Source organism: Streptomyces sp. NBC_00354, assembly GCF_036106915.1.
Taxonomy (GTDB): domain Bacteria; phylum Actinomycetota; class Actinomycetes; order Streptomycetales; family Streptomycetaceae; genus Streptomyces.
On record NZ_CP107983.1, the window covers coordinates 3,300,767 to 3,312,680 of the forward strand.

General features: G+C 70.4%; 8 protein-coding genes. 4 read left to right on the forward strand and 4 right to left on the reverse strand.

The window, feature by feature from the left end; all coding sequences use genetic code 11:
- The first annotated feature begins 11 nt into the window (after window positions 1–11).
- Genes OHT74_RS14580 through OHT74_RS14590 form a run of 3 tightly spaced genes read left to right on the forward strand, consistent with a single transcriptional unit; the run spans window position 12 to window position 3,452 of the window.
- Window positions 12–1,208 (forward strand): toxic anion resistance protein, encoded by a 1,197-nt coding sequence (locus tag OHT74_RS14580; protein ID WP_328620449.1) that lies wholly within the window; start codon window positions 12–14, stop codon window positions 1,206–1,208.
- Window positions 1,205–2,824 carry a substrate-binding and vWA domain-containing protein gene (locus tag OHT74_RS14585; protein ID WP_328620450.1) on the forward strand — a complete coding sequence of 540 codons (1,620 nt, stop codon included), beginning with the start codon at window positions 1,205–1,207 and terminating at the stop codon, window positions 2,822–2,824. Before OHT74_RS14580 ends, OHT74_RS14585 begins: the two co-directional genes overlap by 4 nt.
- Window positions 2,811–3,452 carry a hypothetical protein gene (locus OHT74_RS14590; RefSeq protein WP_266996732.1) on the forward strand — a complete coding sequence of 214 codons (642 nt, stop codon included), beginning with the start codon at window positions 2,811–2,813 and terminating at the stop codon, window positions 3,450–3,452. The genes OHT74_RS14585 and OHT74_RS14590 overlap by 14 nt, the downstream gene beginning before the upstream one ends.
- A gap of 122 nt (window positions 3,453–3,574) precedes the next feature.
- Here OHT74_RS14590 and OHT74_RS14595 read toward each other — a convergent pair whose 3' ends face one another.
- Complete coding sequence (locus OHT74_RS14595) at window positions 3,575–5,419, reverse strand: phosphoenolpyruvate carboxykinase (GTP) (RefSeq protein ID WP_266664354.1); 1,845 nt, start codon at window positions 5,417–5,419, stop codon at window positions 3,575–3,577.
- A gap of 220 nt (window positions 5,420–5,639) precedes the next feature.
- Here OHT74_RS14595 and trhA point away from each other — a divergent pair, with 220 nt between their 5' ends.
- A complete protein-coding gene (trhA, locus tag OHT74_RS14600; RefSeq protein ID WP_443047389.1) occupies window positions 5,640–6,353 on the forward strand; it encodes a PAQR family membrane homeostasis protein TrhA in 714 nt (237 codons plus the stop codon).
- A gap of 69 nt (window positions 6,354–6,422) precedes the next feature.
- Here trhA and OHT74_RS14605 read toward each other — a convergent pair whose 3' ends face one another.
- Genes OHT74_RS14605 through OHT74_RS14615 form a run of 3 tightly spaced genes read right to left on the reverse strand, consistent with a single transcriptional unit; the run spans window position 6,423 to window position 11,782 of the window.
- Window positions 6,423–8,846 (reverse strand): galactose oxidase-like domain-containing protein, encoded by a 2,424-nt coding sequence (locus OHT74_RS14605; protein WP_328620451.1) that lies wholly within the window; start codon window positions 8,844–8,846, stop codon window positions 6,423–6,425.
- A gap of 38 nt (window positions 8,847–8,884) precedes the next feature.
- Window positions 8,885–10,111 carry a glycosyltransferase family 2 protein gene (locus tag OHT74_RS14610; RefSeq protein WP_328620452.1) on the reverse strand — a complete coding sequence of 409 codons (1,227 nt, stop codon included), beginning with the start codon at window positions 10,109–10,111 and terminating at the stop codon, window positions 8,885–8,887.
- Between the two features lie 6 nt (window positions 10,112–10,117).
- Window positions 10,118–11,782 (reverse strand): ArnT family glycosyltransferase, encoded by a 1,665-nt coding sequence (locus OHT74_RS14615; RefSeq protein ID WP_443047392.1) that lies wholly within the window; start codon window positions 11,780–11,782, stop codon window positions 10,118–10,120.
- Window positions 11,783–11,914: the final 132 nt, after the last annotated feature.

The following is an 11,914-nucleotide window of genomic DNA, read 5'->3' on the forward strand; positions in this document are numbered from 1 at the left end:
GGACCACGTACATGTCGTTGACACGACCCGATGACAGCACAGAGAGCCCGCTCGTCCTCACCGCCCCCGAGCCCGTCGCCCCCGTCAAGCGGGAGCAGGCCTCGGGCCTCGTACCGCTCCAGGACGGGGTGCGCGAGGAGATGGCCCGCCGGGCCGGGGAGTACGTCGGCTCGCTCGCCGGGATCGACGCCCGCTCCCCCGAGTTCGCGAGCCGCATCGGCGAGATCGCCGGGCTCGGCGCCGGCGACATCCGCAGCGCCGCCCAGCAGTCCAACCGGATGCTCGAGCGGGCCGTACGGTCCCTCGGCTCCGACGGGGGAGGCGACGCCCAGGCCCGCGTCGCGGGCTCCCTGGTCGAGCTGCGCCGCACCGTGGAGGACCTCGACCCGCGGGACACGCCCGCCAAGGGCGTCAAGGCGCTCCTCGCGAAGCTGCCCGGCGGCAACAAGTTCCGCGACCACGTGGCCAAGTACGCCTCCTCGCAGGCCACCCTCAACAAGATCGTGGGCGCGCTGCGCGGCGGCCAGGACGAGCTGCGCCGCGACAACGCGGCCCTGCACACCGAGCGGGCTCGCCTGTGGGAGACCATGGGCAAGCTCCAGGAGTACGCCGTCCTCACCGAGGCCCTCGACACGGCCGTCGAGCAGCGGATCACCGAGGCCGAGCACAGCGACCCGCCGGCGGCCGACGCGATGCGCGCCGACCTCCTCTTCCCGGTCCGGCAGAAGCACCAGGACCTGCTGACCCAGCTCGCGGTGTGCGCGCAGGGCTACCTGGCGATGGACGTGGTCCGGCGCAACAACGACGAGCTGATCAAGGGCGTCGACCGGGCCGCCACCACCACCGTGTCGGCGCTGCGGATCGCCGTGATGCTGGCTTCGGCCCTCGACAGCCAGCGCAAGGTGATCGAGCAGGTCAACACGTTGCGTACGACCACCGAGGACCTGATCCGCGGCAACGCGGAGATGCTGTCCACGCAGAGCGGGGAGATCCAGCGGATCGCCGCCGACCCGGCGGTCGGCGCGGAGACGCTGCGTACCGCCTTCGCGCAGATCTACCGGACGCTGGACGCGATCGACACGTTCAAGGTGCAGGCCACCGAGAACATGGCCGCCACCGTCGAGTCCCTGACCGGGGAACTGCAGACCGCCTCGGCCTACCTGGCCCGTACGCGCACGTCCGGTGCGCTGGAAGGCGGGGACCGATGAGTATCCGTGGCGTCCGTACCGCTTCGGCGCGCAGACGGCTCGCGGCGGCGGTCGCGCTGGCCGCGACCCTGCTGGGGGCCTCGGCCTGCACCTCCGACGGGCCCGCGAAGCCCGCCGAGTCGAAGTATCAGGAGGGCAAGCTGCGGGTGCTGGCCTCCAGTGAACTGGCCGACATGGAGCCGGTGCTGAAGGCCGCGAAGGCGGCGACCGGGGTCACCGTCGAGCTCACCTGGTCCGGCACCCTGGACGCGGTCGAGCAGGTCGCCTCCGGCAAGGCCGACGGCAAGTACGACGCGATCTGGCTGTCCTCCAACGACTATCTGCGGCTGCGCCCCGAGGCCGCCGGGAAGCTCAGCAGCGAGACTCCTGTGATGTCCTCGCCGGTCGCGCTCGGCGTACGGGCGGACGCGCTGGCCCGGCTCGGCTGGAAGCCGGAGGAGGTCACCTGGTCGGCGGTGCACGAGGCCGTCGCCGCCGGGAAGCTGTCGTACGGGATGACCGACCCGGTGCGCTCCAACTCCGGGTTCTCCGCGCTGATCTCGGTGGCCTCCGGGCTGTCGGGCGCGCAGGCGGCGCTGACCGACGCGGACGTGAAGACGGCCCAGCCCAAGCTGAAGGAGTTCTTCGCCGGGCAGAAGCTGACCTCGGGTTCCTCCGGCTGGCTGGCCACCGCGTACACCAAGCGCGGGGACGTGGACGCGCTGGTGAACTACGAGTCCGTGCTGCTGTCCATGAACCGGGACGCGAAGACGGACCTGACGGTGATCCGGCCGCGCGACGGGGTGGTCACCGCCCACTACCCGCTGACCCTGCTGACCTCGGCCCCGGCCGGGGCCCGCGAGTCGGGGCGGGCCCTGACCGACTATCTGAGCGGCGCCGAGGCGCAGAAGGCGATCACCGAGAAGACCCTCCGCCGGCCGGTCGCGGCCGGGGTGGCGCCCGCGGCCGGGCTGAACGCGGACAAGCGGCGCGAGCTGCCGTTCCCGGGCACCCGGTCGGTCGCCGACGGGCTGCTGGCCTCGTACGAGAACGAGCTGCGCCGGCCCTCGCGCACGGTGTACGTACTGGACACCTCGGGCTCGATGGAGGAGGAGGACCGCATCGGGCGGCTGCGGTCGGCGCTCACCGAGCTGACGGGCACGGGCGGTTCGGGGCCCGGGCAGCGGTTCCGGGACCGCGAGGAGGTGACACTCCTGCCGTTCGGCGACAAGGTGAAGAAGGTGCTGACGCACGTCGTCGAGCCGGGCAATCCCGGGCCCGCGCTGGATGCGATCCGAGGCGATGTGAAATCGCTCCGGCCGGAGGGGGGTACGGCCGTGTACGGCAGTCTGAAGGCGGCGTACGAGCACCTGGGGAAGGGCAACGCGGACGCGTTCACCTCGATCGTGCTGATGACGGACGGGCAGAGCGGCGACAAGGCGAAGGACTTCGACTCCTTCTACGCCGGGCTGCCGGACGCGCAGAAGCACACGCCGGTCTTCGCGGTGCTGTTCGGGGACTCGGACCGCAAGGAGCTGACCCACATCACCGAACTGACCGGCGGGCGGCTCTTCGACGCCACCGACGGCAACGGTTCGCTGGACGGAGCCTTCGAGGAGATCCGTGGCTACCAATAGATCCGGAGCTGCCGGGAGAGCCCTCGGCACGCGTCTTCTCGGTTACCTCGAGTCGAAGAAGAACCTGGCCGGGAGCGCCTGCGGGATCGCCGGGCTGGGCCTGACCCTCACCGGGGTCGCGGGCACGTACTGGCCGGTGGTCGTGGCCGGGCTGTACGGCGCGGGCGCGCTGATCGCCCCGCCGCAGCGGCCGGCGCCACCGGAGCCCGAGGGGCCCACCGAGCAGCTGAACGGCGTACGGGAGCAGTTCGGCCGGCTGCGGGAGTACGTGGCCGAGGTGGAGCTGCCGGCTCCGGCCGAGGGGCGGCTCGCGGAGCTGATGGAGCTGTACGCGGCACTGCTGGAGCCGGGGTGGGTGGCCGACGTCCTGGCCACCGATCCGGAGTCGGTGCACGCGCTGTCGCGGGCGATCGAGCTGGACGTGCCGGAGTGCGTGGACACGTACAACCGGACGCGCTGGTGGACCCGGCTCACTCCGGGCGGGGAATCGCCGGAACGCCACCTGGAGCGGCAGCTGTCGCTGTTGCACGAGGAGGCGGAACGCGTGACGGCGGACCTCCGCGAAGCAGAGGCCCGCCGTCAGCAGACGCACACGACCTACCTGGAGGAGCGCGGACAACACTCCTGACAGGTATGACTTTTGGCCGGTGCTGCGGTGGGAACCGCTTGGTCGGGGGCTCCCACAGCGGTGGGCGCCGCTTGGTCGGGGGCTCCCACGTTCATTGGCCCTTCTTCAGGGCGCGGCCTGGCTCAGCCCAGGCGCTCCACGAGCGCGTGGTACTGGTCCCACAGCTCCTTGGGAGTGTGGTCGCCGTAGGTGTTCAGGTGCTCGGGGACCAGAGAGGCCTCGTCCCGCCACACCTCCTTGTCGACGGTGAGGAGGAAGTCGAGGTCCTCGGCCGGGATGTCGAGGCCGTCGGTGTCGAGGGACGCCACGGTCGGCAGGATGCCGATGGGGGTCTCGACGCCCTCGGCCTTGCCTTCGAGGCGCTCGACGATCCACTTCAGGACGCGGCTGTTCTCGCCGAAGCCCGGCCACACGAACTTGCCCGCGTCGTTCTTGCGGAACCAGTTCACGTAGTAGATCTTCGGGAGCTTGGACTGGTCCTTGTCCTTGGCGACGTCGACCCAGTGACCCATGTAGTCGCCCATGTTGTAGCCGCAGAACGGCAGCATGGCGAACGGGTCGCGGCGCAGCTCGCCGACCTTGCCCTCGGCGGCGGCGGTCTTCTCGGAGGCGATGTTCGAGCCGATGAAGACGCCGTGGTTCCAGTCGAAGGACTCGGTGACCAGCGGCACGGCGGAGGCGCGGCGGCCGCCGAAGAGGATCGCCGAGATCGGGACGCCCTTGGGGTCCTCCCACTCGGGGGCGATCGTCGGGCACTGCGAGGCCGGGACGGCGAAGCGGGCGTTGGGGTGGGCCGCCGGGGTCTCGGACTCCGGGGTCCAGCGGTTGCCCTTCCAGTCGATCAGCTCGGCCGGGGGCTCCTCGGTCATGCCCTCCCACCAGACGTCGGAGCCGTCCGGGGTGAGCGCGACGTTGGTGAAGACGGTGTTCGCGTACATCGTCTTCATGGCGTTGGCGTTGGTGTGCTCGCCGGTGCCGGGCGCGACGCCGAAGAAGCCGGCCTCGGGGTTGATCGCGTACAGGCGACCGTCCTCGCCGAAGCGCATCCAGGCGATGTCGTCGCCGATGGTCTCGACCGTCCAGCCGGGGATCGTGGGCTCCAGCATGGCCAGGTTCGTCTTGCCGCAGGCGCTCGGGAACGCGGCGGCGACGTACTTCGCCTCACCCTGCGGCGGGGTGAGCTTGAGGATCAGCATGTGCTCGGCGAGCCAGCCCTCGTCGCGGGCCATGACGGAGGCGATGCGCAGCGCGTAGCACTTCTTGCCGAGCAGGGCGTTGCCGCCGTAGCCCGAGCCGTACGACCAGATCTCGCGGGTCTCCGGGAAGTGCGAGATGTACTTGGTGGTGTTGCAGGGCCACGGCACGTCGGCCTGCCCCTCGGCGAGCGGAGCACCGAGGGTGTGGACGGCCTTGACGAAGAACCCGTCGGTGCCCAGCTCGTCGAGGACGGGCTTGCCCATGCGGGTCATGGTGCGCATGGCGACGGCGACGTAGGCGGAGTCGGTGATCTCGACGCCGATCGCGGAGAGCTCGGAGCCGAGGGGGCCCATGCAGAAGGGGACGACGTACATCGTCCGGCCCTTCATGGAGCCGCGGAAGATACCTTCCTGCCCCGCGAAGCCCCCCTCACCAGTAAAAAGGGCCTTCATCTCGGCCGGGGCCTTCCAGTGGTTGGTCGGGCCCGCGTCCTCCTCCTTCTCGGAGCAGATGAAGGTCCGGTCCTCGACGCGCGCGACGTCGGACGGGTCGGAGGCGGCGTAGTACGAGTTGGGGCGCTTGCCCTCGTCGAGCTTCTTGAACGTGCCCTTGGCGACGAGCTCCGCGCACAGGCGCTCGTACTCGGCCTCGGAGCCGTCACACCAGACGACCCGGTCGGGCTGGGTGATCGCTGCGATCTCGTCCACCCAGGAGATCAGCTCCTGGTGAGTCGTCGGGACGGTGGTGGGAGCCGCGTTGTCGCGCGCCACGATTGCTCCTTGTTGAGGGGTGTGTTTGGTGTTTGCCCCGTGGGGGCTGCGACCCGGATGCTTCGCGCTCCGCTCATCCGGTGCCGACCGCACTCATCTGATCATCCGGTGCATGTGCGCATATGTCCAGGGGGCCTCTCACGTGAGCATCGCCACTCCCGTCAATCTTCCGTAAAGCGCACTAACGGAAACCTACGGACCCGTAGGTAGCATGGCGGCCATGAGTTCTGACGCCGCCGCCGTGCCGGTCGACGCCGTACCCGTCGCACCCGACGCCTCCGACGCCTCCGACGCACCGGAGGAAGCCAAGCCGCTGATGCGCGGCTGGCTGCACACCGGGATGTTCCCTGCCGTCGTCGTCGCGGGCCTCGCCCTGATGGCCTTCACCGAGTCGACCCGGGCCAGGGTGGCGTGCGGGGTGTACATCCTCACGGCCTGCCTGCTGTTCGGCGTCAGCGCGGTGTACCACCGCGGCACCTGGGGCCCCCGGGGTGAGGCCATCCTGCGGCGTCTCGACCACGCCAACATTTTTCTGATCATCGCAGGGACCTATACCCCGCTGACGGTGCTCCTGCTCCCGCCCTCCACCGGACGGACGCTCCTGTGGGCGGTCTGGATCGCGGCCGCGGCCGGCATCGCCTTCCGCGTCTTCTGGGTCGGCGCCCCGCGCTGGCTCTACACCCCCTGCTACATAGCGATGGGCTGGGCGGCGGTCTTCTTCCTCCCCGACTTCATGCGCACCGGCGGCATCGCCGTCCTGGTCCTGGTGATCGCCGGCGGGCTCCTCTACAGCGCGGGAGGGGTCATCTACGGAATGAAGCGACCCAACCCCTCCCCGCGCTTCTTCGGCTTCCACGAGGTCTTCCACTCGCTGACCCTCGCGGCCTTCGTCGCGCACTACGTCGGCATCTCGCTCGCCGCGTACTCGCACTGACCCCGCGGCTTTCCAGCACGGGCGGAGCCCCGTCGCGGTATGCGGCGGGGCTCCGTTCTGCCGGTGCGGCTACGTACAGGCGTAGCCGTCGCCGTCCGGGTCCAGGCGCAGCGGGTCGCTGCCGTTGACCTTCATGCGCTTCGGGTACTGGTGGGAGGCCAGCCAGTCGCAGCGGGCCTTGGCCGTCTCCTTCACCTCCGCCGGGAAGTTCGTCGGGACGCACTGGCTGACCGTGCCGTAGTGCCGGTCGCAGCCGGCCACGCTCGGGGCGACGGGCACCGAGTCCCGCTTGCCCGGGTTCTGCTTCGGGGCCGCCTGCGGCGCGTCCGCGAACTCGTGGACGTGCGGCGACGGGGCCTCCGCCGTGGCCGCGAGCGCCGACGGCCCGCCCAGGTGCACCCAGGTCGCCACCGACGGGATGCCGTTCGCGTCGACCCCGAAGAGCATGTACCAGCCCGGCGGTGCCAGGTTCGGGTTGCTGGTGACGTTGAGGTCGACGGTCGTGTTGTTGACCACCGTCATCGGCAGGTCCACGAACCGCTGGTTCGGGTCCGAGGAGTGCGTGACCGCCGCCGGACGGATCAGCTCCGCCTTGGCGATCGGCCGGTCGACGGTGATCCGCTGCGTGTCCCCGTACACCCACTGCGTGTCGATCACCGAGGTGAGCTTCGGGCGTGCGCCCTTGAACAGGTACGGCGGGGTGTAGATCGACACGTTGTTGTTGTACGTGCCGTTGCCCGGGTTGTCGCCGACCGTCATGACCCGCCCGTCGGGCAGCAGGAAGGCGCCCGAGTGGTACGTCCGCGGGATCGGGTCGGCCGGCAGCCCGGCCTTGTAGGTGTTGGTCACCGGGTCGAAGAACGAGGCCTCGTACACCGGGTCGGCCCGGTCGTGCAGCCCGCCGCCGGTCTCCAGCACCTTGCCGTCCGGGAGCAGGACGGCGGACACGTACATCTTGCCCTCGGCCCCGGTCTGCGCCCGCTTGACCCCGCCCACGTCGACCAGGCCCTGCGGCAGGTCCGGCCCGGCGGTGTACGCGGGGCTCGCCGCCTTCAGGTCGATCAGCTCGGTGAGCCGGTTCGCCGCCGGGTTCGACTCGTTGTTGCCGCCTCCGACGGTCAGGACCCGCTGGTCCTGTGCGGGCGGCAGCAGCACGCTCGCCGACTCGTCGCGCTCGTCCTTCTTGCGCAGCCCGGGCACGTCCGTGATCGTGTTGGCGTTGTAGTCGTAGATCGACGCGCCGCTGCCCTGCGTGCCGTTGCCGAAGGTGTGGCTGCCCGAGTAGAAGAGCCGTCCGTCCTGCATCAGGATCATCGACGGGTACAGGCCCCAGTACGACCAGGTCTGGTTGACCTCGTTCATCGGGAGCCACTTGCCCTGCGCCGCCGAGAACTTCTCCGCGGTCACATTGCCCGTCGAGTCCTCCTTCAGGCCGCCGAAGGAGATCACGTCGCCGTTGCCGAGGACCGTCGCGGACGGGTACCAGTGACCGCCGTTCATGTCGTTGGTCTTCGTGTACGCCTCGGTCGCCGGGTCGAAGACGTAACTGTCCTTCAGCCCCTGGTAGCCGATCTTGCCGTCGGCGGACGGGTACCCCTTGTTGCCGCTCATCACGAGCACGCGGCCGTCCGACAGCTGCACGTGCCCCGAGCAGAACATGTCCACCGGCGTCGGGATCGTCTTGAAGGACCCGTTCGCCGGGTCGTACACGGCCGAGGTGAACGTACCCGCGTTGAACTGGGCGATGTCGTTGCCCGAGCCCGCGATCAGCAGCACCTTGCCGTTCTTCAGCACGACGGCGTGCATGGAACGCACCGGGTTCTTGGCGGGGATCACCTCCCACTTGCCCTTGGCGCACTGCTCGGCCGTGCCCGTGCACCCCGGCTGCGGCGGGGCCGCGCCGACCTCCTCCAACGCGTAGTCGTCGGTGGTGAGGGTGCCCACCCCGTAGGCCGAGAGCCCCCACGTGATCTTGTCGGTGCCGGGCGGGACGGCGGGCGTACGGACCTCCGTACGCGCCCATCCGGCGCTGACCGGCGGATTCTGCAGGTCGGTCCAGTACTGCCAGCCCGCGGTGGTGTCGTGGCGGAACACGGTCACCGACACGTCCGGGGTGTTCGACTTGTACCAGGCGGACAGGTCGTACTGCCTGCCCGGCACGACGGTCGGGGCGCAGGTGGTGTTCTCGGTGACCAGCGCCTTGCGGTCACCGCTGAGGCGGCGGGTCAGCGAGACCTTCATGGCCTTGGTGCCGCTGTGCGCGTCGGCGACGGTGGCGTAGGTGAAGTCGTTGTCCCCCCAGCCGGACTTCTCCCAGCAGGAGGGCATGTCGTCGCCGGGTGCGCCGGCGGTCTCGAAACCGGAATTGGTGAGCAGATTGGGCGGTCCGGCCGTGGCCTGCTGCGGTGCGGTGAGCAGCAGGCCCGCGGTCATCGCCCCGACGGCGGCCAGGGCGGCGCGCCGCCCGGCCTTCCGCCGGATGTTCGCTGGCATGGACGAGTTCCCTTCTGTTCTTGTTCTGTGCTTGCGGCTCAACTCCTGGTGGGACGTGCGGTACGCGTACGGCTGCGCGTCTTGCGCGGCAGGTAGACGAGGGCCTCGGTGGCCGCGAACCGCAGGACGAAGGTGGTCACCAGGGCGAGGGCGGTGGCGGACAGCACCTCCATGCCGAACCTGCCGACGAACAGGGCGATCAGCGGGATGCGCAGCAGCAGGTCGGCATTGGCCAGCACGGCGAAGCGGCCGATGCGGTCCGCCCAGTGGCGGTGGCGGCGCCGGTCGCGGAAGAGCAGCGTCTCGATGAGGACGAAGTTCCAGAGCACCCCGGCCTGGTTGGCGGCGATCTCGGCCGACAGGTAGTGCATCCCGGCGTGCGTGAGGAGCCACAGCGCGAACAGGTTCGGGACGAAGCCGGAGAGCCCGATCAGCCCGAAGCCGATCATCCGGGCCAGCGGGGTCGCCGAACGCAGTGCGGCCAGGTGGGCCAGAAACCGCATCCCCTCGCGGGGGCTCGACTTGGACTCGCCGGAGTAGCGGTCCTGGAAGACGAACGGCACCTCGGCGACCTTGGCGGGGCGGCAGCGCACCGCCAGTTCCAGCAGGATCTTGTAGCCGAGGGGTTTGAGGGCGTCCGCGGTGACGACCGCGCGGCGCATGGCGAAGAACCCGCTCATCGGGTCGCTGATCCCGCGCAGGGCGCGCGGGAAGAGCCCCTTGGTGAGCCAGGTGGCGCCGCGCGAGACGGCGATGCGGTAGCTCCCGGCGAGCCCGGCCCGGCTGCCGCCGGGGATGTAGCGGGAGGCGACCACGAGGTCGGCGCCGGTGCGTTCGCCCTCGCCGACGAGCTCGGGCACCAGGTGCGGCGGGTGCTGGAGGTCGGCGTCCATGACGACGATCCAGTCGGTGTCCGCCCGCTTCAGGCCTTCGACGACGGCGCCGCCGAGGCCGCCGACCGCCCGCTCCCGGTGCAGGACGGAGACCGGGAAGGGCAGGTCGAGGGCGGCCTTCTCGATGACGGCCGGGGTGTCGTCCGTGGAGTCGTCCACGAACAGGACCTCGCAGGGCAGGTGGGCGGGGAGCGAGTCGGCGAGCCGGCTCAGCAACTCGCCGATGTTCCCCGCCTCGTTGAAGGTCGGGATGATGAGGGTGACGCTGCCCGCCACCACCCCGTCCGAATCGGACAGCGCCGGAATCGACAGCTCCGGAATGGAAAGTTCCGCATTGCTCAGGGCATGCGGGGTCCACAGGTCCTCGCTCATGGCGGATCAGCTCCCGTCGACTCGGTCGGTCCTGCGGATCTCGATGCGGTCCTCGCCGGAGCCGAAGACGGCCACCGCGGTCGAATGCTCCAGCGCCGCCTTCACGTTGGGCAGGTCCACCGCATCCCGGCGGACGGTGGGCGAGGAGACCACGTAGTCGATGTCCCGCCAGCCGCGCGGCAGCGTCTCGGTGACGGCCGGGTCGAGATCGGCCTTGTAGAACCAGATCGCGCCGAGCCCGGGCTCGAAGCCGTGGTGGACGGCGTCCAGCCATAGGGCGTCGTCGACCAGGATCCGGGTGCGCCCCGGGTCGGGGACCTCCCGGCCGAGCCAGGCGGCGGCCTGCCGGTACGGGGCATTCGCGTCGGCCGTGAGTGCGGTCCGGTTGCCGTCGTACCAGCGCGGCAGGACGTACACGGCGGCGGCCGCGGCGAGTACGCCGATCAGCGCCCGGCGCCCGTAGGTCAGGGACCGGCGCTCCCCCGGCGTACGGCGGCGGCGCAGCACGGCGTGCGTGACGCTGGCCGCGCCCCCGGCGAGGACCAGTGCGAGGAACGGCAGCGCCTGGATCACGTACATCGCCGGCAGGTAGCCGGAGGGCCGCAGCGCGACGGCCGCGAGGATGACGGCGGCGAGTGCGGGGCCCGCGAGGGCTCGGGCGGTGACCGACCAGCGGATGGTGACGATCAGCAGGAGCGCGCCCGCCAGTCCGCCGAGCGGCAGGACGGTGTCGTAGTACAGCCAGGAACGGAACACGCCGTTCGAACCGGAGCCGGGGGTGAGGATGAAGCCCGAGCCCGGGCGGCTCATCTGGTACGTGATGCCGTCGATCAGCGAGACGTGCCCGGCGCCGGGCAGCAGTTCGCTGTTGAGCAGCGCGTACAGGGGGTACGAGAGCCCGATGAGCACGCAGGCCGTGATGGCCCCGGTGACGGCGAACTTGCGGGTGTCCCGGTGGCTGTGGCGCCACATCGTCACCAGCAGCGCGGGCAGCACCACCAGCATCGTCTCCTTGGTCAGGACGGCGGTGGCGGCCGCGAGTCCGGACCCGAAGTGGTGCCACAGGTGGCGGCTGGGGGACGCGGCCAGGCAGAAGGCCAGCAGCATCCACATCACGGCGAGGTTGTCGAGGAAGATCTCCCGCTGGAGCACGACGGAGAGCGGGGAGAGCCCGAAGAGGGCCATCGCCAGTCCGGCCGCCCAGCGCGGCAGCCACAGCCGGCGCGCGAGGACGTAGATCAGCACGGAGCTGACGGCGGAGACTGCGACCATCGAGAAGCGCATCGGCGCGACGGTCATCCAGTCGGGCACGAAGAGGGAGGGCAGGTACGTCAGGCCGGCTATCTGTATCCAGCCCAGCGGCGGATGGTCGTACCAGTACGTGTAGTGCGCGAGGCCGTCGCCCTGTTGGACGGCCCACGCCTGGGCGAGGTAGGTGCCCTCGTCGTCGCTCAGGGTCGGGAACTGCGTGATGTTCCAGCCCTGGACGAGGACGATCGCGAGCAGGACGGTCCCACAGAGCAGCAGGTCGGGGCGGGAGGAGCGGAAGCGGACGAGGGGGTGGGCCGGGGCGGGCGGCCGGACCCCGAGGCCGCCCGCGGCTGTGCGCTGAGCGAGGATGGCGGCCGTCGCGGGCTGGGGATCAGTGACCGTCGGCAGAGTGGCCGTCACCTGGACCTCCAAATCGGGTAACCTGTCAATGACAGCGCGTAGCGAGAACCAAGCACGTGCGTCGCCTTTCGCATTGCTGCGTGTTTCCGGGCTGGTCTCAACCCGGCTGGCGCTGATCGCGGAAGACCTGAC

Bases quoted from the DNA above. Each gene is read 5' to 3' on its own strand.
- OHT74_RS14580 (WP_328620449.1), top strand. From the start codon at position 12: ATGTCGTTGACACGACCCGATGACAGCACAGAGAGCCCGCTCGTCCTC.
- OHT74_RS14585 (WP_328620450.1), top strand. From the start codon at position 1,205: ATGAGTATCCGTGGCGTCCGTACCGCTTCGGCGCGCAGACGGCTCGCG.
- trhA (WP_443047389.1), top strand. From the start codon at position 5,640: ATGAGTTCTGACGCCGCCGCCGTGCCGGTCGACGCCGTACCCGTCGCA.
- OHT74_RS14605 (WP_328620451.1), bottom strand. From the start codon at position 8,846: ATGCCAGCGAACATCCGGCGGAAGGCCGGGCGGCGCGCCGCCCTGGCC.
- OHT74_RS14610 (WP_328620452.1), bottom strand. From the start codon at position 10,111: ATGAGCGAGGACCTGTGGACCCCGCATGCCCTGAGCAATGCGGAACTT.